General features: G+C 37.6%; 22 protein-coding genes and 1 riboswitch. Of the genes, 10 read left to right on the top strand and 12 right to left on the bottom strand.

What is annotated here, in order from left to right:
* Positions 1-4: 4 nt before the first annotated feature.
* The 6 genes from BR30_RS0130740 to BR30_RS0130715 form a co-directional block, all read right to left on the bottom strand.
* Positions 5-901, bottom strand: coding sequence for an ABC transporter permease (locus BR30_RS0130740; protein ID WP_026568387.1), 897 nt, complete (start codon positions 899-901; stop codon positions 5-7).
* A gap of 12 nt (positions 902-913) precedes the next feature.
* Positions 914-1,837 carry a nickel ABC transporter permease gene (nikB, locus tag BR30_RS0130735; RefSeq protein ID WP_026568386.1) on the bottom strand — a complete coding sequence of 308 codons (924 nt, stop codon included), beginning with the start codon at positions 1,835-1,837 and terminating at the stop codon, positions 914-916.
* 152 nt (positions 1,838-1,989) lie between these two features.
* Positions 1,990-3,558 carry a glutathione ABC transporter substrate-binding protein gene (locus BR30_RS0130730; RefSeq protein ID WP_026568385.1) on the bottom strand — a complete coding sequence of 523 codons (1,569 nt, stop codon included), beginning with the start codon at positions 3,556-3,558 and terminating at the stop codon, positions 1,990-1,992.
* Positions 3,559-4,104: 546 nt separating this feature from the next.
* Positions 4,105-4,944: a YitT family protein gene (locus tag BR30_RS0130725; RefSeq protein ID WP_026568384.1), complete on the bottom strand. Its 840-nt coding sequence runs from the start codon at positions 4,942-4,944 to the stop codon at positions 4,105-4,107.
* Positions 4,945-5,377: 433 nt separating this feature from the next.
* The gene (locus BR30_RS0130720) at positions 5,378-6,322 is read right to left on the bottom strand and encodes an ABC transporter permease (RefSeq protein WP_026568383.1); all 945 of its coding nucleotides are present in this window, start codon (positions 6,320-6,322) and stop codon (positions 5,378-5,380) included.
* Positions 6,319-7,263, bottom strand: coding sequence for an ABC transporter ATP-binding protein (locus BR30_RS0130715; protein ID WP_026568382.1), 945 nt, complete (start codon positions 7,261-7,263; stop codon positions 6,319-6,321). The genes BR30_RS0130720 and BR30_RS0130715 overlap by 4 nt, the downstream gene beginning before the upstream one ends.
* A gap of 609 nt (positions 7,264-7,872) precedes the next feature.
* On the opposite strand from BR30_RS0130715, the gene BR30_RS34955 reads away from it, so the two are divergent.
* Positions 7,873-8,289 carry a hypothetical protein gene (locus BR30_RS34955; protein ID WP_051633857.1) on the top strand — a complete coding sequence of 139 codons (417 nt, stop codon included), beginning with the start codon at positions 7,873-7,875 and terminating at the stop codon, positions 8,287-8,289.
* A gap of 2 nt (positions 8,290-8,291) precedes the next feature.
* Entirely contained in the window at positions 8,292-9,659 is a 1,368-nt protein-coding gene (locus tag BR30_RS0130705) for an SEC-C domain-containing protein (RefSeq protein WP_026568381.1), read from the top strand.
* Positions 9,660-9,705: 46 nt separating this feature from the next.
* On the opposite strand, the gene BR30_RS38290 is transcribed toward BR30_RS0130705, so the two are convergent.
* A complete protein-coding gene (locus BR30_RS38290) occupies positions 9,706-10,038 on the bottom strand; it encodes a hypothetical protein (protein ID WP_231507866.1) in 333 nt (110 codons plus the stop codon).
* Between BR30_RS38290 and BR30_RS37135 the strand changes: the two genes are divergently transcribed.
* The 5 genes from BR30_RS37135 to BR30_RS38285 all read left to right on the top strand — a co-directional run bounded on the left by BR30_RS37135 (position 10,020) and on the right by BR30_RS38285 (position 12,467).
* Entirely contained in the window at positions 10,020-10,355 is a 336-nt protein-coding gene (locus BR30_RS37135; RefSeq protein WP_231507865.1) for a hypothetical protein, read from the top strand. The two genes, BR30_RS38290 and BR30_RS37135, sit on opposite strands and share 19 nt — an antisense overlap.
* 338 nt (positions 10,356-10,693) lie before the next feature.
* Positions 10,694-11,326 carry a competence protein ComK gene (locus BR30_RS0130690; protein WP_026568378.1) on the top strand — a complete coding sequence of 211 codons (633 nt, stop codon included), beginning with the start codon at positions 10,694-10,696 and terminating at the stop codon, positions 11,324-11,326.
* Between the two features lie 42 nt (positions 11,327-11,368).
* Positions 11,369-11,593, top strand: coding sequence for a helix-turn-helix domain-containing protein (locus tag BR30_RS0130685; protein WP_026568377.1), 225 nt, complete (start codon positions 11,369-11,371; stop codon positions 11,591-11,593).
* Between the two features lie 95 nt (positions 11,594-11,688).
* Positions 11,689-11,952: a helix-turn-helix domain-containing protein gene (locus BR30_RS34940; RefSeq protein WP_051633856.1), complete on the top strand. Its 264-nt coding sequence runs from the start codon at positions 11,689-11,691 to the stop codon at positions 11,950-11,952.
* A 371-nt stretch (positions 11,953-12,323) separates the two neighbouring features.
* Complete coding sequence (locus tag BR30_RS38285) at positions 12,324-12,467, top strand: hypothetical protein (protein ID WP_231507864.1); 144 nt, start codon at positions 12,324-12,326, stop codon at positions 12,465-12,467.
* A 286-nt stretch (positions 12,468-12,753) separates the two neighbouring features.
* On the opposite strand, the gene BR30_RS0130670 is transcribed toward BR30_RS38285, so the two are convergent.
* Positions 12,754-16,098 (bottom strand): InlB B-repeat-containing protein, encoded by a 3,345-nt coding sequence (locus tag BR30_RS0130670; protein ID WP_026568376.1) that lies wholly within the window; start codon positions 16,096-16,098, stop codon positions 12,754-12,756.
* A gap of 461 nt (positions 16,099-16,559) precedes the next feature.
* Here BR30_RS0130670 and BR30_RS38280 point away from each other — a divergent pair, with 461 nt between their 5' ends.
* Both BR30_RS38280 and BR30_RS0130665 read left to right on the top strand, forming a co-directional pair.
* Positions 16,560-16,703, top strand: coding sequence for a hypothetical protein (locus BR30_RS38280; RefSeq protein WP_155928969.1), 144 nt, complete (start codon positions 16,560-16,562; stop codon positions 16,701-16,703).
* A gap of 213 nt (positions 16,704-16,916) precedes the next feature.
* Complete coding sequence (locus BR30_RS0130665) at positions 16,917-17,612, top strand: hypothetical protein (protein WP_026568375.1); 696 nt, start codon at positions 16,917-16,919, stop codon at positions 17,610-17,612.
* A gap of 403 nt (positions 17,613-18,015) precedes the next feature.
* Here BR30_RS0130665 and BR30_RS0130660 read toward each other — a convergent pair whose 3' ends face one another.
* The gene (locus BR30_RS0130660) at positions 18,016-18,867 is read right to left on the bottom strand and encodes a GIY-YIG nuclease family protein (protein ID WP_026568374.1); all 852 of its coding nucleotides are present in this window, start codon (positions 18,865-18,867) and stop codon (positions 18,016-18,018) included.
* Between the two features lie 440 nt (positions 18,868-19,307).
* Positions 19,308-20,927 carry a competence protein CoiA family protein gene (locus BR30_RS0130655; protein ID WP_026568373.1) on the bottom strand — a complete coding sequence of 540 codons (1,620 nt, stop codon included), beginning with the start codon at positions 20,925-20,927 and terminating at the stop codon, positions 19,308-19,310.
* A gap of 969 nt (positions 20,928-21,896) precedes the next feature.
* On the opposite strand from BR30_RS0130655, the gene BR30_RS0130645 reads away from it, so the two are divergent.
* Positions 21,897-22,874, top strand: a complete 978-nt coding sequence (locus BR30_RS0130645) for an LCP family protein (protein ID WP_051633855.1) — start codon at positions 21,897-21,899, stop codon at positions 22,872-22,874.
* Positions 22,875-23,254: 380 nt separating this feature from the next.
* Positions 23,255-23,340: riboswitch (cyclic di-GMP riboswitch) on the bottom strand.
* Positions 23,341-24,172: 832 nt separating this feature from the next.
* On the opposite strand, the gene manA is transcribed toward BR30_RS0130645, so the two are convergent.
* On the bottom strand, positions 24,173-25,120 hold the full coding sequence (gene manA, locus BR30_RS0130625; protein WP_026568371.1) for a mannose-6-phosphate isomerase, class I: 948 nt from the start codon (positions 25,118-25,120) through the stop codon (positions 24,173-24,175).
* 35 nt (positions 25,121-25,155) lie between these two features.
* On the bottom strand, positions 25,156-25,605 hold the full coding sequence (locus BR30_RS34935) for a VanZ family protein (protein ID WP_197032443.1): 450 nt from the start codon (positions 25,603-25,605) through the stop codon (positions 25,156-25,158).
* Positions 25,606-25,657: the final 52 nt, after the last annotated feature.

Here is a 25,657-nt window from a genome sequence, read left to right as displayed (position 1 = left end):
CTCCTTATTCATTCTTTGTTTTAGGGTCCAGCACATCACGCAAACCATCTCCAACTAAGTTGAAAGCCAAAACAGTTAAAAAGATGGCAATACCGGGCATCATAACTACATGTGTGGAGGTACCTAAATAATCACGCCCAAGACTCAGCATTGCTCCCCAATCCGGTGTCTCCGGGCTTGCACCTAAGCCAAGGAAGCTTAAACTAGATGCAGCCAAAATCGCTGTACCGATTCTCATCGAAATAAATACGATTAAACTACCAAGGGTTTCAGGAAGAATATGCTGAAACATGATCCTAAAATGGGAGGCTCCCATTGATTTGGCTGCCTCTACAAAGACCGTTTCTTTTGCCTCAAGCGTTGTTCCTCTTACAAGTCTTGCAAAGGATGGGATACTAAAAACGGCTACCGCTATCACCACATTGTTTAAGCCAGGCCCTAGGATGGCAACAATGGCAATAGCTAATAAGATATCTGGAAAAGCAAACATGACATCACTTGATCTCATGATAAGGCGATCTAACCAGCCACCAAAATATCCACTGATAAGTCCTAAAAGAGTTCCTCCGATGGCTCCCAAGAATACAGAAAGAAAACTAACCGTCAGCGAAATTCTTGCACCTGCCAGCAATCGGCTAAAAATATCCCGGCCATATTCATCCGTTCCAGCTATGTGTGCCTTGCTGGGGCCTTGCAGCATAACATTATAGTCAGGTTTATAAGGATCATAGGGTGCCATGTAAGGTCCAATAGCAGCTATGATCATTAACAAGAGAATAAATAGGCTTGCCCAGAACGCGGTCTTTTGTCTTTTCCAATTCTTCCAAAAATCTTTAAGAGGTGAATACTTTTTTTCTATGATTCTAGTATTAGTCTGATTGACTGCTTTCGATATTTCCATGACTGCCCTCCTTTAAGCTGCGTATCGAATCTTAGGATTGAGATAACTGTATAAAATATCAACAATTAAATTGACGAGAATAAATTCAACAGAGAATAATAATAATTCTGCCTGAATGACGGGATAATCCCTAAAGGCAATAGAATCAATTAATAAGCGACCCATTCCTGGAAAACTAAAAACCGTTTCTACCACTACAGATCCACCTAATAAAAATCCAAACTGCAGCCCTGCAATGGTAACAACCGGAATTAACGAGTTCCTTAGCGCATGTTTAGGAATCACAACAGACTCCTTTAACCCCTTCGCACGTCCTGTTCGGATAAAATCAGCTTTGAGCGTTTCAAGCAATGAGGACCTCGTAAAACGAGCAAGCATCGACATAATCCCTGCCCCTAGCGTTAATGAAGGTAAAATATAGCTTTTCCATCCTTCTGCACCACCTGTTGGAAACCATCCCAGCTGTACGGAGAAAATTTGAATGAGGATTAATCCTAACCAAAAACCTGGTAACGAGATTCCAGAAACCGCCGCAACCATCCCTAGATAATCCGGCCATTTATTTTTAAAAACAGCTGATAACGTTCCAATCAATAAACCGATTACTAAAGCCCATACCATGCTCGCTAATGTTAAAAAAACAGACGGCATAAAACGGTCGACAAACATATCCGATACGGGTAGTTTTGTATTTAGGGATGTTCCTAAATTACCTTGAAATAAATGACTCATATAGGTAACATATTGCTCCCATATGGGTTGATTGAGTCCAAGTTCTGCTTGAATCTTGGTTACCTCTTCTAACGTGGCATCTTTACCTGCAACTAAACGTGCAGGGTCTCCCGGAATTAAGTGGGTAAAAAGGAAGATTAATATCGAAACGATAAATAGGATAGGAATCATTTCAAGAATTCTTTTAACAATATATTGGAGCATACTTGATTACCCCTTTCTAACAAAATCCAATAGTCAAATCTCCCTGCCGGAGAAGGCTTTTCTTCTGAAGGTTATTTGTTCTTAATAGCCCTAAAAAAGAAGGAAAGAAGCTTCGGAAAACATCCCTCCGCCCCTTCAATTACGAGAAATTTCTACTTAATATTTGCATTAGTAACGTCAATTCCACCATCCGGCGTAATGTTCACACCTTCAACATTTGCTCTCTTACCATCTAGAATTTCATCCACACCTAGGAAAATCCATGGAGCATCTTTATAGATGGTCGATTGAATATTACTATAGATTTCTGCCAATTTCGTGGTATCTCCCGTTTTATTCACTTCCTCAATCCATTTGTCTACTTGGTCATTTTTATAATAAGCAGTATTCGCACCATCCGGAGGGAAGGAGCCGCCATAAAATAGCGGTTTCGTGGCATTAGTGGTATCGGATGGGTAAGCTGACCAACTTACATACCACATCTGTAGCTTTGCATCCTCAGGTTTTTGTGCTCTGAAAATTTCGTCTGATAGGGTACCTTCTTCCATTGATTTAATTTGTAAATCTACACCAATCGCTTTTAATTGCTGCTGGATAAACTGCATCCCTTTCATCGTATCGGAATTGGTATTCCCCCAAATTTCTGCTTTAAAGCCCTTTTTATACCCTGCATCTTTTAACAACTGTTTTGCTTTTTCAATATTTTGCTTATATTCTTCCTGTTTTGTGTAATAAAGTGTTTTACTAGGAATAATCGAGTCTAACGGCAATCCCAATCCTGCGTTTACTACATTGATAAATGCATCCTTATCTACCGCATAGTTTAATGCTTGACGAACGCGAGGATCATTAAACGGTTTTTTCATGGTATTAATCGATACATAACGAGCAATGGTAGAAGGGATTTTTTCGACTTTAACATCAGCATTGCTCTCTAATTCTTTTAAGTTTTGACTTGGTAACGGATAGATTACTTGAGCTTCCCCTGTTTTTAACATGGCTACCCGTGAACCGTTTTCCGGAACCGGTTTATAAGTGATTTTCTCGACACGGTCGGCTTTATCCCAATAACCATCAAATCGTTCTACTGTTAAATGGTCTCCCTGAACCCATTCCACAAACTTAAAAGGTCCTGTACCGACTGGATTTTTACCGATTTTATCTTTTCCCTCAGCCAGCAGCTTAGGGCTAAGAAGTTTTGCGGATACAAATCGTGTTAACATCCCAGCATAAGGTTCTTTTAGAGTAATTTTTATTTCATATTCATTGATTGTCTGGATGTTTGTGATAAGGTTAAACCCACGGCTATTTAAACGCAGGCTATCGTCCTTCATGATTCGTTCATAGTTCGCTTTTACTGCTGCTGCATTAAACTGTTCCCCATCGTGGAACTTTACACCTTGTCGCAATTTAAACGTGTATTCCAACGCATTGTCACTGACACTATACGCTTCAGCTAATTTTGGGATAATTTTTCCTTCTGCATCAAATCCTAAAAGACCTTCGAGCATAGCTGATTGTACGGAGTTAGAATTGGTATCTCCTGTATTATGCGGATCCATTGAAATGAAATTTTCATTTACAGCGATCACCATTTCTTTGTCTTCTTTTTTGCTGCCTTCTTTCTTTTCCCCGCTACTTTCTTTACTAGAACATCCAACAACCAACACTGCCGAGATTACAACTACCAGCAGCATTTTCCAAAAATGTGCCTTTCTCAATTGATTTCCCCCTTTGATTATTTTTCCAGGTATTTCGGTCTTGTTGTGATATTCTCAGCTATACCCTTGATAGAATATGATTTTGATTCCTTCTATCTTCTTCTTGGTATTACAGAACAATGGATAGAATTAATCTTAAATCCGAGTGAATAATTTTTTTCACGATGTTTGTAATTAGCATAAAATTTACTGCTAATTTTGCGTTATTTACCTATTTTTATAATTAATTTCTCCAGTGGTGAAATTAATATGATAAAAAATTTTGAACCTATTAAATTTCCTTTTATGTAACGTTTTTACTAAAAAGATATTTTAAAGCTTCACTGCTAGTTTGAAATTATTATATCTTTCGTAAGAAACATTTTCAATACATTTTCACAAAAATTAAAATTTTAAAAATGTTCTAACATTTAATACGCTCATTAAATCATGATAGATAAGGTGGTATTACATTGAATTCAGAAGAAGTGTTATATGAGGGAAAGATAAAACCAGCTATTATCTTGCCATGATATTAGCTGGTTTTTTGCATTATTATTATGATGATTATGATTTAGAAATATCAATAAATCCTTCTCCAAACACATCTCGAACATCATGGATAGCGATGAAAGCAGTCGGATCTGTAGCTTGAACAATACGTTTCAGCTTTATTACTTCTTGCTTACTTATAACAATATAAAGAATTTCCTTTGGGGTTTTTGTGTAATAACCATGACCCGAGTATACAGTCACCCCTCTATCCATTGATGTTGTCACCTGTTTGGCAATATCATTCGGTTTATCAGAAATAATCGTAATGGCCTTCTTCGGATTTAAGCCTTCTATAACAAATTCCATCACTTTCGTTCCTACATAAAGCATAATAATGGTTAACATCAGCTTTTCTGCACCAATTATAAAATAAGATGAGAAGGCAACAATTAGATCAAAAAACAATAGGCCATAACTAATGCTCCATCCTAAATACTTTTGGGTAATCCTTGCCAAAATAGTAGTACCTGCTGTTGTTCCGCCCACTCGAATGATTAAACCAATTCCAACACCTACAAATACTCCGCCAAAAATTGCATTCACCATCAATTCATTAGAAGCAATACTCCAGCTTTCTGTTAGATGTAGAAAAAGCGAATTAAGGACTACAGCAATAATCGTATAAACCGTTGTGATCTTATTCAAAAATTTATAACCAACTATTAACAAAAAGGCGTTCAAAATTAAGCTGACTAAACCTGGGGACCACCCGAATAAATAGTATGCAATAATTGTAATACCAGTTACTCCGCCTTCCCCAAGCTCATTCGGAATAACAAATAAATTAACACCTAACGCAAAAAGAAATGCACCAATAATGATAAAAATAATGTCGGTGGTTGTATTTTTCAGATTTAAATTATCCATTACGCTCTGTACCTTTTCCCTCTCCTATTGTATCAAGTAAATTTGTATTTTCTTATTTTATCAAGAATCATTATCATTAATAAAGGCTCTGTTTCCTCCAAAAAAACAAGCGCATTTCCCTTTTTGAGAAATACGCCCTTTCAATTAGTCATTTAAACGACATCATAACACAGTCCCTTTTGAATAATCAACCAACACCAAACATTTTGTATTGTGCTTTTACTAGTTTCAAAGTAAACTCCTTGTTTGGAGGAGGCTCCCCCCGCGGAAAGCGAAGCTTCTTTCGCTCCATTCAACAGCCAAGTTTAACACAGCCAATAATAAAAAATGCGTAAGCAGCTACACTTACGCATTTTGATACTACAAGGAGGAGAGTTTTTAGCTCTACTCCCATTTTTTCAACAGTCGTTTTTATCTCTTATATACTAATATCTCTCTTCTGGAAAAACACGAAAGTCAGGATCATAAAAATCGCATAATACACAGCCAAGATAACCAGTGAAATCGGGAGTGTAATGTCCCCCAAAATCTTATCCTGCAATGCATAAATAGTTAAATCGAGATGCGGGAAAATTAAATATTTTGCCCACTCGTATTTTTCTGCAAGAAGCACAATTAATCCGCCCAAGGTGGAAGACATAAACAGGACAAAGATACCAATTCCCACCGCCAATGCCTGACTTTTAAATAAAGTGGAGAGCATAAAGGCAATGGCGGTTATAACCAACAAACTTGGAAGGTAGTAGGCAATCTTAAGGAAGAACTGTGGACCGACTTCTGCCACCTTCTGCCCGTCTATTGCCATCTCAAAGATTTTCGCCGTAAAGTCCCCATTACCAAATATAATGATACCAACAAGATATCCAGCAGTAATAAGTGTCGCTACAAGAATAAGCGAATAGATAATTAATGATAGATATTTGGAAAGGAGGATGGCCCATCTCTGATGCGGTCTGATTAACAGCTGCTTAATCGTTCCATCTGCAAATTCAGAGGACACACTGGCACTGCATACAATCACCGCCAGCAACGTCACCAAAGTCGTCACGCCAAATACAACATTATTCATAAAATGCCAATTACTGACGGAATTTGGGTTAACGTTTTCATCCAGATATTTCTGCTTTTGTTCAATTTCATCAGTAATAAACTGTTTTTCATCATCTGGTGCCGTTTTTGCATTCTGCTGCAACTCAGCAATCTCAGCCTTCATACCCGCTTGCCAATTCGGATCGGGTTCACCTGATACTTTATTGTAGATAATTCCCCCCACAATGACTGCGAGTACTAGGATGATTAGATAAATCCAGCTCGATTTTCTTTGAAACAATTTCATAAGTTCATTACGAATTAAGGCAATCATTGCATGACACCTCCAATCTCTCTAACTTCTTTGTTTGTTATTTCTAAGAATCGGTCTTCCAGTGAAATGGTTACCCTGCTAATGCCATAGACATCAATATCCTTTGAGATTAACAGCTTATTAATGGTACTAATAGTAGCTTTTTCTACATGGACTGAGAATTGGTCGTCTGCAAGAATCTTGATATCGGTATCAGCTACTTCTTCTTTCAGCACATCTATTGCTTTTTTGCTGCTGCTTACCTCAAAAATGACTTCTGTCTTTTCGTCTTCTTCCATCGTTTCTTTCATGGAAGAAATATGTATTAGTTTACCCTTTTCAATAATGGCAAAACGATCACACATCAGTTGCATTTCAGCTAAAAGATGGGAGGATACCAGAACTGAAATTCCCTCGTTTGCAAGAGTGTGTAAGTAATCTCTAAATTCTCTAATTCCTTGAGGATCTAATCCATTTGTAGGCTCATCTAGAATAAGCAGTGACGGGTTATGTAATAACGCTTGGGCCACTCCTAGCCTTTGTCTCATTCCAAGAGAATAGGTCTTAACCTTTTGGTTAATAGCATCTTCTAATTTTACTAACCTAGCAACTTCCATAATTCGCTCATCTGACACTTCTTTAATGGCCATATTTGCATAATGCTTTAAATTCTTGTACCCACTCATATACTTGTAAAATTCAGGATTTTCAACAATCGCCCCAATTTCACTCATTGTCTTTTTAAATTGTCCATCGAGGTTATGGCCATTTACACGAACCTCTCCATCTGTCCGTTTGATCAAGCTGACAATCATACGGATAATGGTTGTTTTACCTGCTCCATTTGGACCCAAAAGACCAAAGATTTCCCCTTTTTTTATACTGAAGCTAACATCATCTACAATCTTCTTCTTGCCTATTAGCTTCGTCAACGATCGTACTTCTAAAGAATTTACCCCCATACGTTCCTCCTCTTTCTTGTAAAAATAAAACCTTCTTTATAGCCATTATAAAAAATGGCCTAACATTAGTACGATATAAAAACCAAAAAGTTCCATATTTACATAAATTTAAATTCCTATTTTCCATTCCTATACCAATTTAAAGAATACAGGAATATTAAATTATCATGCAATCACTGAACTTAATTTACACGAAGCATTTAGAATTCTACATCCATATGCAAAAGTTACCTATAAAAAAGGCATTCTTTGCGGTTTATGTGCATTTGAATTAGAACGCAACACTATGACAAAGCTACGATAATGAACTGATTTTCTGCTATAAAAAAATATAGTAACTATCAATCTTCAATAATTATCAGGCCGTGACAGGTACCGGAACTTTCCACAGTTGGAATCCTCAACAGACTCTGTGAAATCAATTAAAAAATCGCCCAAAATGCAAAAATCGCCTTCAAATATCATTTTTGATGCCTTTTTTTGACGTTTTGCTCTAAAAATGCCCGCGAAAAGTGAAATAGTGGAATTCGATTGACTCCGCCAAACCCTATATCTTAGAAGTGCCGTGATAAAGCGGGCTTCAGATACGCGATGAAAGGGTGTCATAAAATGGCGGGTATCAAATCGGGCAATATGGAAGGATTTGGGGGTTTCTCGCAATTCAGTTCCCTTGAGGAATTTAATCATCATATGGAGATGTGGTTAGTGGAACACAAGCATGATTTTTCTAAAGGGGAATTGGTCGGGTTAAAAAGGCTGGTTCGGTTTGCTACCAAAATCCCTGGAGTATGCAATGCGAAAATCGGGACTATCCTAAAGTCGATTCATGAACAATACCATGATAATGGCATTTCACGGTCTACCTTTAAACGAATGATTTTGAAGGCAATGGGATTGGGGATCATCACATTAATCTACGACAAAATCCGGGGCGTGACAGGCACCGGGATTCGGAGTTGTAACTCTATTCACATATCAATGAATATAGTAAAATTCTCATTAACTGGAGTTTTAAAGGAGCAATAGAGATGAATACTACCTTCGACTATTTTTTGACTAAAGCTAGACAAAATAACGGGTTCCCCATCGTTGATAAAATTGACCCTTGGTATGTGCAGTTATCGGATGGAGTACTATTCGACATTTTCCAAAAGGTGTTTATGGAGCAAACAAATAATAATGAACTGTTAGCCAATTCCATGAGCCACCAAATCATTACCCGGGGGTATTTAACGGGGCAGGTAACGGAAAATACGAGACTCATCGACCTTGATGCATATCATCCCTTCATAGATGAGCATAACGGGATTGTCCTTGCCAAACTTGATACCCTTGTTGAGGCGTCGATTGATTTGCTGGGTAAAAGAAAATCAATTCCTCTACGGATGGGGATCTCTAAGGTATTTAAGCACTTTATCCCTGATATTGAAATACAAGACACTTTTGAACAAGATGAGTGTTTTTGTGGCTCTGGGAAGGGTTATGACAGCTGCTGCAAGGAATACATTGAGTTATCCAGGATACATGATGGAGTTCCGGCTAACAGTTTTTTCGGAGGCTTTTACTCTATGATTGCTGACGGTGAGCAGGATGACTCAAGAATTGCAGCCCAATATCTTTATGACATCTATGGTTATTTGGCCGCATTACACAGCCTAAAGGGGTATCCGCTAAACAGGCTATCGTTCATTAACGAGATGGCTTATGAAGCAATTCTTTTTATTCCAACTACGTTTTCTTATGAAAAATTGCGGACGGATGTCCTCCCGGTGTTCCTTAAGTCGCTGGAGTATGCAGGCGATTTGAAACATAGTTACCGGAAGATGAATAGAAATTGGGAAGAAACAATCAGCCAGTGCAGATCCATGCTCGAACAGGAAGCCGATCCTTTTTACTCAAAGGCCTTTTCCGGGCTGGAGGAAAAGACAATTGAACGGCTCCAGAGCCTGCAGGTATCCTACAAGGCTCTCAATGACTCTGGCCTTACGGATTACTCATTGTTGACACTAGGGATGGTAACAGTCCTGGAAAAAGAACTCAATGAAGTAAGGGCGTTGATTAGCAATGATTCAACCATAAAGCCGCTTATGCTTGGCGATATCCTAAGCTATTTTAAGAGAGTAAAAGATGAAGAAGTAAAAGAGAAGATATTACCCCTGATTTACGCTTTGCGCCAGATAAGGGAAAAAGAGTTTGACGAGTTTATCCGAAAAACCCGTAACGAAATTGCCCATGGCAATGTATCCGATAACTCTCATCGAGAATATGAAACCATCGTTAAGCTCTGCACCGGATCCATAGGCCTCTTTAAAGCAATTTCAGTCGCCAAGATGAGTCTCCGTAACCAGGTCGTCCTGGATAAGGACCAAATTCTATTTAACTTTTTCGTTCTTTAAGTGCCTGTGCGTTGCGATCTTTAAAGTAGACAATATAAATTCAGATTTAGCCATTGAATTTCCCAACTAGAGTAAGGGAAATTCTCTTTATTTCACTGTATTTTCCATTGAGATGTCTATCTTTCCTCTTTGATACAGAAGCTAATTCGGAGTTTACGTTAAGTTGGTCGGATACATTTACTTGAAGTTTAAAAGATTTTAAACCATCATTGATTCTACCATTTGCAATGTTCCTCCATTGGTGTTCATGGCCAAACCAATACACGTCCTCTGGAACAAATGGCGGCTTATCGGCAGGCACATATGTTGCACTATATAAAAGAACGTAAAGAGGAACCGTCCGAATTAGATCACACCTATGTGAGTGATCGAGTACCACAGCCGTTTGTTCACCTGGTAAAATGCTTCTTTTCTGAAGCAAGGACAATCGAAGAGTATTGGCGAACAGTTCAAATGGCTGCATCTAGCTACCATTGTGAACTAGAGCCTGAACACATCCAAGATGTTGCCATCCAATCCTTTAAACAGCTGATGCGAAAACTAAAGTTCAACAGAAACGTCAAAAATCCTTTCGCCTATTTTTATGGCATCGCAGAAAATAAATTTTGCGTACTTTTTCATGAAATACTCCAGGAGAAGTATGATACAAATGATGAGGAAATTGTGTTTACTCTAGATCTGAACAGGAATTATTAACTGTTTAGTATCAGATTCTACTATTTGGTAAAGAAAGTAAGTTTTGTGGTTTCATTAAAGCTACTGGCCGCGACAGGTACTTTCAATTTGTCACTGGATTGTCACGAAAAAGGGCGAATTTTGTAGAATACACACACTTTAGTCTGTAGTTATAAAGTCCTGTTTATTATTTAATTAATACAAGAGGCAATGATTAACCTATTTACAATACAATCTCGACGGATCCATTAGATTACACAATTTACCTGCTAAGTAAGTAATATACCCGCAAGCCCCAAGATCGTTAGGGACTTCTTTACATAATTTGAAAGCACAGCCTTCCTTTTCAACGGGCAGTCATGACAGAAATAGTAGTAGGTAAGCCTTTTTCAAATCATTCGGATTTTAAGGAGAGGAAGACCATTATTATTCAAAAGAACTATCTTATCGAAAAGAAAATGATCTTAATGATGGGAGAATATGACGGTTATGGCAAGTTGTGTGCACGAGCTATGGCAGGAAGCTCGTCTTTTCTGGTCGATCGAACACCCTTACAAATTTTAGACGACACATTAATGTATATTGGATTTGATTTAAGAGGGGCAATGGCAAGCGCCAAACTCATTCTTGACGAGCGATCGAGATGTCCAATTATCGTCAATCCTTATCTGGGGATTTGCCTGTTTCCAATCCATTCACCACTAAACCCTAATTGTATTTGGTTCAACCCCGAACATATTGTTAGAACAAAGGCAGCAGGAAACAAGACGGAGGTTGAACTAAGTAATGGCCATTCAATTATAGTCGATTCCAAATTAACCTCCTTTAACAATAGGATTCATAAAGCTCAACAATTAATGCAGATTTCCATTAAAAGAGGAAATCAACCAGGTCCGGTCACCTTTTATCTCGAACCCCAAAAAGGGCATCAGTTAACCAAAGAGACAACAGGAAAATACAATTTTAGCAGCTTAGAAGATGATCATAAATAAAAGATTCAATCTGGACAATTTACATGGAAAAGGGGTAATTCTTTGGATCACTTTGGAAAAGTATTAAAAAAACTGAGGAATGCGCGGAAACTTTCACAAGAAGTGTTGGCAGACCGCTGTAGTCGACATCCATCCTTTATTAGTTTAATGGAAAGAGATGTTAAAAAACCCACTCTGGATACCATCTCAGCTCTTGCATTTGGTTTGGGTATGAAAGCATCTGAAATGTTACAGGAAGTAGAACAACATTCTGAGAATAGTGATTAATGAAAACTCCACAGGGCCGGAGAATATGTGCTATTTCATTGAGATTTTCTGTTAAACTAGACAGATTTAAATAAGATTTAAAAGGAGTAATTTCCTTGAAAAATGAAAAGGCCCGTTACATAGGTGACGCATTAAAACCATTTCGGCTAGCCACAGGTATGTCTCAAGAAGAATTAGCTTATCGTAGCAAATTAGATCGCTCATATATGAGCGACCTTGAAACAAACAAAAAAAGTCCATCCTTTGCGACCTTTATTAAACTTGCTTTTGGATTGGGGATGAAGACAGAAGACCTGGTTCACGAACTTGGCAAAACTATTGATTTCGCACGTTTCTTCGAAGAAGAGCCTGAAAGATAAGAAAAGGATGAGCGCTATTTAACTTTTACCTAACTAACATAGAGTGCATATAGCCGAGGTGGACTATTTGGTGCTGCCTCATTAAAAGGTTGAAGGTAAAATCAACTACCAGAGAATAGATTACATTTTGATTAGACTGGTGACAACTTTTTCGAAAAATTTCATTAATTATTCAATTCCTAAGCGGCAGAGGGCATTATTTTAGCGTATAACTAGTTTATATAGCGTCATGAATTATGAATTCCTATGCTTTCTAAGCGGAGAGGATGATTGTATGAGAATTGTATCAAAAGTAAAAATGCCCGAACTAGAGATCATAAAAATCTTCATAGGGAAGGGTTTTGTAATTACTGTAGAAACCTTCACAGTTCTTGAAGGCTACAAAAGCTTTGCAAATAAATTCCTTCCATCACCACTATGAATTATTAGGATCTGGCGTTCATAAAAATAAAAAAGAGAGTGTAAAACTCGCGGTCAAACATTTACGTGATTTGATGGCGGGGTTCCAAGGATAACACGCAGAAAATACTATTTCAACCATGCTGGAAAATGAACTGCACCCCAATTGTTAGACGCACATTCTAACAATACGGGGTGCAGTTACTTTTATATAATTTTGAAATTATTACATATACAATTGTCCAATACCGAGTTCCTGAAATATGCCGCCTAACGAGATAACCTGTCTAACTTTATGGGGTCACTTCAGTATCGACATTTACTTGGTAATCAACGGTACAGGCTATTAGTTTCAACGTTTATGAGCGGTTCTATATTTAATTTTCAGACCCTATCTTTGTGTTAGGAAATTTTTCCTAAAAAGGGATTTGAATAAGAGCTGTATATCTTTGTCTTTATGACCGTTTTATAAGCCCGGATCTTATAATAATACACTTTCCCTTTTACAATGCCCTTATTTATATAAGAAGTCCCTGTCGTCGTTGCAACTTTCGTATACGTTCCTTTTAAAGAAGTGCTCCGGTACAGTTCATAACCAGTCGCTTCGCTTCCCTTTGTCCATGAGATTTTAAAAGAGGAGGACGTATACTTTACCACTTTCAAGCCTGTTGGTACGGCAAGAACCGGTTTTCCATATCCAACCCCTGTGAAGCTGCTGTATACTTTTACTCCATTCACAACTTGGAACGCTAGAATCTTGTAATAGTAAGTAGTATTGGTTTTTAGACTTCCGTTTACGTAAAAAACGGTGCTTCCGTTAAGAGATGCCACCTTACTATAGGTACCGGTTTTGGATGTTGATCGGTATACTTCATATCCGGCTACACCGGATACCTTGCTCCAGATCACCTTAAGTTTTGTATATCCGGCAGATGTAACTTTCGGTGCCCCAGGGACGGCTGGTTTTTTTGCGTATTTTGCTTGCAGCACGAGCGGACTTGTAATGCCTGTTTGTAAGTTAAACGATGTGGTGTCTGTCAGGTTTTTCACCCAGCCTACAAAAGTATATCCGCTTTTATGCGGTACGTACGGTGCCTTTGCTTTCGAGCCATAGGAAACAGCCTGGGTGCTTGCGGTTTTCCCGTCTATATTAAAGACCACCTGATATTGGTTAATCTTAAACTCCGCATACAAGGCTATGCTGCCTGTCACGTATTGATAATCCCCCCCTCTCCATCCGGACAGGGTATACCCTGTCTTTTTGATAACTGGAGGAGTGGCAGACTGTCCGTATGGAACCATCTGGCTTTCTATAAAGCTTCCATTTTCATTATAAAAGGAAACTTGATACTGCTTCGCTTCAAATATGGCATTCGTGGTAATGTCGGACCTTACATTGGTCAAATCCCGGTCCCAGCCCTTAAATATATACCCGTACTTGGAAGGATTCAGGTACCTTACATCAGGTGAACCGCCATAATTCACTACTCTTGTCGCATACACTTCCCCGTTAGACAAAAACGTGACCGTATATTTCTTTAATTGATACTGCGGGAAAATGGTCAAATCTCTTGTTACATAATCAAACGGAAAATTCCAGCGGACAAATTCATACGCTTCTAACACAGGTGGGTCCGGTGGAGTGGCCGGTTTTCCGTATTCCACCACTTCTGTTTTCAGAACGCCGCCCATGTCATCCATAAACGTCACTTTATAGGTATTGATCTCATACTGAGCTGTCACGATTAGATCTTCTGTGATGTTTGTGAATGGCTGATCCCATCCGGTAAACGTGTATCCGGTTCTGGATGGATGGGAAGGTTCTTCGGCATCCGATGAATAGTTTACTACTTTTGTATCCAGGACACGCCCGTCATAATCCTGGAAGGTTATTTTATACGTATTGATGCTGTATTGGGCGGTCGCCGTCACGTCAGAAGTTAAATGTTGTAAATCCTGATCCCATCCCTTAAAGGTATATCCTGTCCGTGATGGTTCTTTAGGAGGTGTTACTTCCGTTGCATACGGAACGTCTTCCGTTTTCAATACAGTGCCATCATGGTCTTTGAAGGTAACCGTGAAGCTTTCTTTCACAGTCACACGAAACGTGGCTGTCCAATTTTCATAATGAACCATCACCGTTTGAACGCCTGTTGTGCCAGGCTGATACTCTGTAATCATATCTTCTGTAACCGGTACGATTTCAGAGGTACCTTCCGTTGTTTTCACTAGGAGAGACGCACCTTTTAAATCAATAGGTTCTCCTTTTCGGTAAAGAGTCCTTTCTGGGAGAGAGGTCAGGGTAAGGGAATAAATCCCTGAATCCGAATCATTGACTTGAGGCGTATCCTGAAGTTCAGGGTAAGTATAATCAGGGCTGGCTCCCATTGTCCAGACGCTGTCAAAATTCAAATTTGAAACATTCTCTTGTTTTTCAAAATCTGTCAAACTGGCAAATTGGGTAATTCCATCTGTGCTTCCCGTATAAACGCTTCTTGTACCGTTCATGTAATGGTACGTATTTTTGATGACCCCGGAATTGTAGCCGACAATTCCTCCTTTTGTTCCATTCCCCACGAGATTCCCGATGTTGTAGCAGCCAGATATCAAACTGCTCATGTTCCTCGCCGTAAGCCCGCCTGAACTTGGGGAGCTTGAATAGGGCACCGTTATGGTTCCTGTATTGTAGGAATTGGAAAGGGAAGCGGAACTGATTAATATACCGGAGATCCCTCCTGCCATATTGTTCGAGTTTACACTTCCTGAATTGTAAGACCGGTTGATAACCCCTCCGTAGTTGCCACCGGAAATTCCTCCTGCGAAACCGAATGTTCTACCAGAGCTTTGGATTTGTCCTGTATTGTAAACTCCTGTTTGAGTACCTCCTATGAAGCTGCCCAATATCCCTCCGGCATACCCGCTACCGCCACTGGAAGTCAGAATTTTCCCTCTATTGAACGAATTTGATACGTCCGATTCATACGCGTGTCCGATCATTCCACCCGTATAGGTGTAATCGGATACAGAGTTAGTGGTTATAGAACCTGTATTATAACTGTTTTTTATGGTAGATTTATAGCTGTACCCAGCCATCCCTCCGGCCTCTGCATCTCCTGTTTCTGTTTTCACCGCCAAATTTCCTGTATTGTAACTGTCTGAAATGGAATCATTTTTAAGCATCCCCACAAGCCCGCCGGCATGTGCCCTGTATACGGATTGGGCAGATATACTTCCTGTGTGGAAATTGTGATCCATCTTTAGCCCACCATTTGAATATCCAACAAGGCTTCCTGCGTAGACAAGAGATGAATCGGTATCGACCGATGTATTTTCTATGTCAATAACGTCCCCTGTCATTCCTACGTTTTGGATGACCGCCCCTTTGGCGTATCCAAATAAACCTGCATAGATGATTTGGTCGGATGTGATACGGATCTTCATTCCATTAATGGTATGTCCGTTTCCATTAAATGTCCCCTTAAATGGAGCGGCCGGAGACCCAATCGGCTCCCATCCTTTCCCCTCGTGGTAAAATACTCCACCAGACGATACGTCATCCGTTAAATCGAGATTATTCATGAGAATGTACTGACCAGACAGATTCTCCCTCATTTGGTCCAAGTCTTCTTCGTCATAGACGGGAATAAACCCATCGGGTACATTTGAATCGGCCAGAGTGGTATGAGGCAATTTCAGACCAAACAGCAGAACCATTCCTAACAAAATCCTGAAAAGATTCTTTCTCATGTTTCTCCTCCCATTTTCCTATTTCTTCTATTATAGTTATTATTATAACATCATAGGAAGTCTTTGAGCCTACTAGAAAAGCTGGACATAAATAAGCTTAGAAAGAGTATATATTTTCTTTCTAATCCAAATATCAATTCCCCGTAATTGTTGAACCTCAGTAATTAATGAAAAATACTGGAGCCAACTACGTTTTGACTCATAAAGGTAACATCGAGCACAACGCCTTTTTTACTTTTAAAGATTACTTCTTACTGAGATCCACCAAATACAATATCTTTATCGGGGCATGACACCTGAAGTTATGGGTCAGGGGGCAATCCTTTTACTATCTTTATTTACTCAAATCTCCGCGTGGAACATTTCTGTGTAACAAGATTTATCGGGCGGTGACACCGAAGTTTTTTGAGAAATGATTCATAATGATTAATAAACATACTACCCAAACATACTTCAATTAAATGCCTGAAACAGGGGGAGATTGGGCTGGTCAAACGGCTTTTCTTAAAGAAAAGATTAGTGGTGAAGCCATTCCTGATTTTGTCTTTGTAGCTACCTATATTGAATCTCTGATTCTACAACTCTTGACATATATCGGGCGGTGACAGGCACGGGAATTATATTTATTTATCTTTTCTGTTAACTCCCAATAATGTAAAATAAATTAGGTTAAAATCAAGGAAATAAACTCTTAATTTACTTTCAAAAAAGGAGGGAATTATTAAAATACCTGTTTATTTTTACAGAAAATAAGATCATAAGAGAATTTTTGAACAAAAAAAGTAATTCATTATATTTGGAAGAATGGAGATTGTTAATTGGAACTGCAAAAACATTTAAACAAAATGAGAAAAATAGGTTCAATAGTAACCTTAAGTACTATTACACTTATTTTTATCCTATTGCTTATTTCGAAATTAATATTTCATATAATAACCATGATAGATTTCTTTATTATACTTTCTGGCTCTACTTGTATCCTTTTCTTTCTATATCTAATAATTGAATTTTGTTACTATCTTTATAAACAAAAGAAGACTAATCCTCTAATAATAATTACAATTAGTATATTTATTTTTATGGCTTTTGGAATGGATGTTAGAGATAAAGCCGCAATGTTTTCATTTGCAATGTTGTCTCTAGGTCTATCGTTAAGTCAGCTATTAAAGAATGGGGAAGGCGAAGGTAGTGAGAAACTTAGAAAATATTCTTGGGTACCTTTTGCTGTCGGTATTGTTTTTGTTATTTTTACATTCTTTATTCCTCATTACTTTCTCCGAAGCACAAGTTACTATTTATTAACAAAAGCATTTTTAGACAATTTTTATGACCATGTATCAACAGATATGATCACAATCCTTACTATAGCTTTTTCATTTGCTACATTAGGATTAGGTAAAATTAATAACACTAATTCGAAGGATATTATGGAGTTAATAGAGGATTACAATAAATTAACAGAAAATCAGAAAAAGGGAATTAAAAAGATAATAAGGCATAGACAAAAAAAATAAAAAAATACTGGAACTGAACTTTCCTCGCGAAATTATATAAAAACACCGCATTTGGCTGCTCAAACCATTCCAAATTCTTTTGGAGTGAGGTAGCTGTAAGCATCAAGTACATTTGAACAATATTGCTTATAAATATTGAACACTTTCTTATTTAAAATTATTTCTCGATGTTTCAACAATAACTTGAATCATTAAAGTGAACAATTTCCGACCGATGTAAAGGACCACAGGGACGGTTCTCATGGCTCAAATGAAGTAAGTATACAGACCAACGGAACCGTCCTTATGGTCTTTCTATGGTCTTACCAAGAACAGTACCCAAAGCTTGAAAGGAAGCAAAGGGAAGGTTCTTATGCTTCACTAATAATTAAACGAAGCAAGAGAACCGCCCCCTTGTCACGCGTTAATTCAAATTCAATCCATTTGCCTTGGTCCCAAGTTTCTCTTTATACTTTTTCTCGAACTGTAATACCTCATTTTTGGTTAGTGTCTTAGCTAGGGTATGGAGAATTGTATATTGAAAATTATGTACATATCTTGGATTTCCTTCTAGAAGTGCCAATAGGGTTTTATTGCCTCCGTGACCCGTTTTGGCGTAGTCCTTCCAGCGGCCGTATATCCCTTCCTTACCACTGGCTGAACCAATATACTGCATCCCTGTCTTTTTATCGACGATTAAATAAATACCTGCCACAGTAGATAACATCCTTTTCCAGACTTGATTGGAATCGGGATATTCATAGAGTTTAGTCAGCTGAGAATAATCCAGTACAAATTCAAGGTAACCCGGAAATTCCTCCACATGCCCCTTCGGTAATACTTGTACCACTTCTTTGTCCCCTGTATGAAGCCATTGATGCCAAACAATCGCTAGGTCCCCCCATTCAACAATCACTCGGTCAATCAGATTTTCAAACCTAGGCATAGGCACTAAATCATAATGATATTTACAGTTAGTCTTAGCTACACCTCGGTATGGGACATCAATTCCCTCTGGAAACCCCTTTACTTTATTGGAAGATTTGACTTCATAAACTCCCACCAACAAAGCTTTGGTATTATCTAATCCTATTAATGAGACGATGTAATCACACTTCCTGAATACATCAAGCTCCTGATAACTTTGATACAATGCCAGTTGTCCTGATTGGTGTAGCTGTTGAATATCGACACCCCTTCCATCTTTATGTCGGACAATCTTGATTTTTTTCGTTATATCTAATCCACAATCCTTCAATAATTGGCTGATATACATTTCAGGAAGTCCCCCATTATCTCAAATTTGCAATCTGTTTTACTACTTTGCCTTCAATATTACCAAAAGAGCCATTCTAAAGTTTGCTGCCTTCTACTAAATCGAGGGCAGCAATACTAAATTTAATTAGTGTAAATGGTCGGGTTCAATCGTCACCTCGACGTGATCATCAAAAGGCTCTTTATAGGTGCTGACTTTGTTTAATTCCTGAGTAGAAACTCCTACTGTCACACCGGAATATCATCTAGTTCTATTTAACGCCTCTTCTAAACAATCTATTTCCTCCATTAACTCAGCATTAATCTCATCTTAAATTTATTATCTTTTATCCTTTCAATCTTTGACAAAGTCCGAGTCATGTCATGCACCAGATTTAATGTGGCTCCTAGTGGAGACGTGACCCCACAGGAACGGTTCTAACTTCTGAAGCATTAACAGCATTAAAAACGTACGTCTTTTTTTATTTTTTTCCCTACATACTGTATATATTCATTTATTGGGAAGGACATAATTTTTTCAGGCTGATCAAACTTAATTCCATTATCTTTTATTTTCTGTAGTAATTGAGGTACTGATATTTTATTAAAATAAATGTCCATGAAAGAATCTAAAACTATTTCCTTCCATTTTCTTGAGTTACCAGTAAAATATGCTTCTCCATTTACATAGTGATTTAATATTTCCTCAACTTTCCAACCTGGAAGTTTGGAAGCCACGTCAATAACTGTTTCTTGAGTATTTCTTAAGATTCTATTAGGACCAACGACTACTTTTTTGGATGATGTTTCGTCTATTGTTGCCTGAGCATGCTCTTCAGCTTCACTATCTATACCGTAAAATTTTGACATATGCTTTACTACTTGTTTATACCAATATGGTTCCAATGGTGAATTTTTCCTTTGTAAATATTCGGCATCCCTTTCTATGTCGGCATCCATTTGCAGCTGACTACGACCTGAAAAAGGAACACCTTTAGATTCATAATATTCCCTTGTTCTTTGAGCTTCTTTTTGCTTTTGAGCTTCACGGGCCCTAGCGAATTCTCTAAGTTTACGTTCCTCTTCTGCTTTTCTGACACTTTCAATTTCTTGTTGCTCCCTAAGATCTTCTTGTTCTTGATATATTGTTATAAGTTGCCTTTTAAGTTCTTCTCTGTATTCATCTTCATTGTCTCTTGTATAAGTGAAATCCGATTGCTCATGGTTGATCAATAATGCTTGGTCTAGTGGGATTTTTATTGGCTTATATACTGTCCTGGTCTTCTTGGGGTTGTGAGTTTCTTGTAAGAATCGGATGATATTTATTTCACGTTCATAAGGGGAAACATAAGCCATACTTTTTACTTGAAGACTATAGGGACGATTATTGAGTAGAGTATTTTGCAGATTGAGGCCCAATCCTTTTATAAAATCGGTCCATAAATCATCTTGTGTTGTTTCCCTAACACACAATAATTCTCCGTCTACTAAAGATACATGATTAATTTCAGACTCATATGCTAACCAATAACTGTCTATTAAAAAAATCGGGGTGAATTGATGCTGAATGTATGTATTTCTGCGCTTAATTAAGCCATTTGCATATTTTATATCACTTTTTAACCCTGTTATATAATCTATCGCCCAAATATGGCCATTCGGAAACTCTAAAATAAAGTCCGGAACAAAAGAAAGAGTACTCTTACAATGATATCCGTCAGACAATCGGATTCCATGAGTTTTACAGGTTCCTTCAAGGTAAGTTCGTAGTATTGCTTTACCTGCTCGATGTCTAGGAACATCTTCTAAGTTTTCCTTTTGCCGTGTATAAGTTCTGTGATTTTCACTATAAGAACAGTGCTCCTTGTCAAAATGCCTGAAATGAAAAATTTTATCAAGGGCTAATACCATTTCCACCCGCTCATCACAACAAATACATCGAAAATCACCTTTTTGGGAGAATCTTCGAAAGCGTTCATTTAACTGTTCCTTCACTTCTTTTCGTTCATAGCCCTGCTCTTCTAATTCAATACTTAAACTCTCAATGTCTATCTTATAATCATTTAATAATGCAACATTCATTTTTCTCCCCCATTGTACTTGTCATTGATAATGTAAATTCAAAGTTGAGTAAAAGTGAAACTTGGCTTTCAAACTACCTCTCATTTATCTGTCCCAACCAGTAGTTGAAAAAGCAAAGTCACACCAACTAAAATATGTAAATTATATTATTAGTATAATTCAATCTATTATTATATGGAACAACTAATTCGCAACAAATGACCTACTTCTACAATGATAATAGGTACATCAAACTAAACTCTATTTAGGTCAAACTAACCAAAGGTTTAGTTGAAACATCTGCAAGTACTGAATGATATGCAATTCCCCACCAAAAGAAGAAAGAAGATTGTCGAACCGCTTTTAAAAACTCCTCATAAAATATCCTACTTCCCTAAAAAATGAACTAAATTACTATCGAACTACCCTTATTCTATTAAAATCTCTCTTTTTAGGTACCAAACCACTCAACTAGTTCTAGCAAGTATCGAAGATACAGCCACCCCCGGTCTAGTGCCAACCACAAAAACCCACCCAATGGCCATGAGCCACCAAAACCGTCCCCCCGTTCTCCAAATGTGAATTTTGGTCGTTCGATTTACACTGCTAGACCCGATATAGTTGAGGTGCGGAAGTGTTAACTTAACGTTTGAAAGGCACGTATCAGAGCGGTGGAAGGGTGTTATGAAATTGCAGGGTTAAAATTAGGCAAGATTGAAGGATTTGAGCAGTCTTCGCAATTTTCTTCGCTTAAGGAATTGATTCCACATATTAAGATATGGTTAGCGGTCCACAAGCATGATTTTTCAAAAGGAGGAATGAAGTGGCTCAATTTTTAGTAATCGCTCTAGCTCAAATGAATATTGACAAATACAAACGTGTTCCTTCCAATAATTTATATTGAATCCAATATCCAAAAACAGTAAAATATTTTCATGACTATAAACCTAGTTAATTTAGAGGAAACTCTCTACCAATATCGGAGGAAATATGAAAAAAAAAGGTAAAAATAAATGGAAAATCGTAGGCCTTAGCTTTTTGGGTATCCTTTTACTCGTTATCGCAGGCGTAGGGTACGGATATTATCAATTACAACCAGGTAATCATTTTACATCAGTTCCGGTTGTAAGTTCTGGGAACAATGAACAGCAGGTAAATAAAAGTGTTGATATAAAAGAACCTGTATTTAACTTGTTATTAATTGGTTCCGATGAAAGAAAAGGTCAAAATATAGGGCATTCTGATTCAATGATGCTTGTCCATGTTGATTTAACTAAGCATGAATATGATGCAATAAGCATTCCACGTGATACCCGTGTTCATTTAGATAGCTATGGATATACTAAAATTACGAGTGTCCAATATATTATGCAGGCAACAAAAGGGGCCAAAAAAGGGGTAGAAGCTGCTGTCAAAGCAGTTGGAGAATTAACCGGTGTTCCGATCAATTATTACGTAGAAACCAATTATGGCGGCTTTCAAGCGATGGTTGATGCCGTTGGTGGGATTGATATGAATGTCCCATTTGATGTTAAATTAACCCATCCTTGGTATAGTGAAAATAAAAATAAAGTAATAAGTACAGGTACACATGCTTTAGATGGAAAAATGGTCGCTGAGGTTGTCCACGAACGCTACTCTCTAAAAAACGGAGAATACGGTCGTCAAAAACTCCAAGAGGAAGCATTAAAAGGGATTGCTAAGAAGGCTCTTAGTCCAAGTAATATCAATAATTTGCCGTCACTTGTAAAATCCATTCCTGATTTTGTGATAGCAAGCAATATGTCAAATTCCGATATGTTAAGTCTTGGACTCGCAGCAAAAAACTTTGAACCGAATACTCAATTGGAATATCATCAGATTCCTGGTGTTGGAAAAAGAATGTATGATGACATCTTAAAGGCTAATAACTATCAACTGGTTATTGATCAGGATAAAATAAAAGATCTAATATCCACTCATTTTTAATATACTATTTAAAAATTTTACAAAAGCTATAAAGGAAAAAACGAAGGAGAACTGATATCAGTTCTCCTTCGTTTTTTCCTTTTAATTTAATGTGTAATAGTTCAGTATTTAGAAGCTGTTATTGTAACAAAATTATAACTTTAACTGACCGACATATGTTAATACATCTAAATTAGAGATTTCGCTACCCTAAGTTGAGGTTGTTTGGTAAACGCTTTCAATTATTGTTGTGATTCAAGGAGTCGGTCTCCCCTTTTAGCTGCAACCATAAGACTCATTACTGTAAGCATAGAGAAAGATCCAACAAATAAGCCTGCAATAAAGATAACCATAGTGTAACCTCCCAGAGTATATTCATAATCCGTAGTAAGGTGATCATATTCGGCAACTGGCTGGCATAGTTTTGAGAACCTTAGCCCCTGTAGTTTTGCGCCTCCATTTTTCAATGGGTTTGCCCTTTCGTACGAACTATGTGCTTATATTGATAGTATACCAATTGTTTCTAGTAATAAATAGCTCTATTAACCCATTTATATGTTAATAATGTGGCAATAGCAACCCTGTTAATTAATGATTCTGTTCGACATTACCAAGATAATTTGTAACTATTCATCGAACGATTTAATGATAACAGTTCATCCATACATGGTTAAATAGTGATAAGCAACCTGTTTTGGAAGTGGAGTGATCAATATGGCAGAAAAAGAAGATGGGAGAAATTTCGGTAGGGGCTGCCTTTGGGGGATCCTTTTATCAATTCCTTTATGGGTAATCATCTATTTAATATTACGTAAAATTTTCCACTGAGGAGAGGCAATTTCGTTCTTAATGAAAAATATTAAATAATAGATTGGACCCTCCCTTTGGTATAAAAAGTCTAATAAGTAAATTTGTCGAAATTTTTCGTATATTATTCACATTTTTCTACTTTATTCTCCATCCTTATTTGGGTATTATATAAAAAAGAAACTGAAAGCGTTTACATATACTAAAAAACAGAACCGTGCATTACCAGATTTATCTACAACTAACAATAGGAGTGGATTTCATGGACAAGCAAGGGAATCTTTTATTAGGATTATTGTGGGGGACGTCTTTAAGTGTTCCATTATGGTTTGCGTTTTTCGGTTGGATTAAATTAGTTATTCAAATGATTCATTAGTATTGTAAATATCAATAGAATAGGATAATGAACAGTTTACGCCTGATAAATTTGAACACTAGATTTCAAATCTAGACTCCCAACTTATGATGGATTTTCGAATATCTATCATAAGTCGGAGGATTTAGATTTCATATTAGGTATGAGAAACGATGATCTCACATTCCCCGTCTAATTCAAACTCTTCAAAACCAACAGGAATAATCAGATGAGTCCCCTTCTTCAATCCATATTGCTCTCCATTATGAACTAATGATCCTTCTCCATTAATCACACTAAGAAGCAAATATTGATCACTCAAAGAAAAGAAACCTTTCCCATGAACATCCCATTTATAAACCGAGAAAAACTCTGATTCCACAAAGGTAGTAATTCTTACATTCCCCTTCTCTTCCACAGAAGACTCACTTACTGAATCATGATACGGAACAGTGGTAACTTCGATCGCTTTTTCTAAATGAAGTTCCCGCAAATTCCCATCTGCATCCCTGCGGTCATAATCGTACACACGGTAGGTGGTGTCAGAGCTTTGCTGGGTCTCCAATACTAAGGTGCCTTCACATAAAGCGTGAATCGTTCCGCTCGGTACATAGAAAAAGTCACCTGGCTTAATCTTCACTCGACGCAATAAATTGTTCCATTCACCTTTATTGATTTGCTCGATTAATTCTTGCTCTGATGTAGCATTATGTCCAAAGATCATGTCCGCATCTTCTTTGCAATCAATGATATACCAGCATTCTGTTTTTCCCAGTTCGCCATTTTCATGAACCATAGCATAAGAATCATTTGGATGTACTTGGACCGATAGATCAATGTTGGCATCAAGTATTTTTGTTAAAAGTGGAAATACCTTCTCTTTCGGGTGGCCGAAAAGTTCAGGATGCTCTCTCCAGAGATTGTCCAAGGTTAGCCCTTTATATGGACCATTTTCAATAATAGAAGGACCATTGGGATGTGCAGAGATAGCCCAACACTCACCTGTATTCACTGTTGGAATATCATATCCAAATTCCTTCTGCAGCGTGGTACCACCCCAAATTCTCTCTTTAAAAACAGGTTTTAAAAATAACGGTTGCAAAATCAATTCCTCCAGTATTACTCGTACTAATCGTTAATCTAAGTTGTATGAATTAGCTTTCTCTTTCTATTGATAAAAAACATTAATGTTAACCCAAGTAATGCCCCAAAGGAATCAAACAAGACATCCTTAAAAGATGAAACTCTCCCTGGCATAAACGATTGATGATATTCATCTGTAATGGCGTAGAGAAAGGTAATGAACCATGCGATAGGATAGGCATATCGATACCTTTTTAAGAATTGGAATAAAAGTACGGCAAGGAACCCGAATACCATAACGTGCGTTGCTTTTCTTACAATCAGATTTAACACATTGATATCAACACTATCAGCATTTGGTGTATTAATGGCATTATGTTCTGTTACTACTACTTTTTGGATCGCATCTGAGGTGTTTTTCCCCGTAAAGTAAGGTAGTTGTGTAAAGCAAAAGATAGAGACCATCCAAACGATCAAAGCTAGTGTCCACCATTTCCTCTTATTCAAAAGTGTCATCCCTTTTTATATTAATAAAATTTAAAAATCACACCCTTGCCTG

The organism is Bacillus sp. UNC41MFS5 (assembly GCF_000686805.1).
This window is presented reverse-complemented; position numbering and strand designations above follow the sequence as displayed.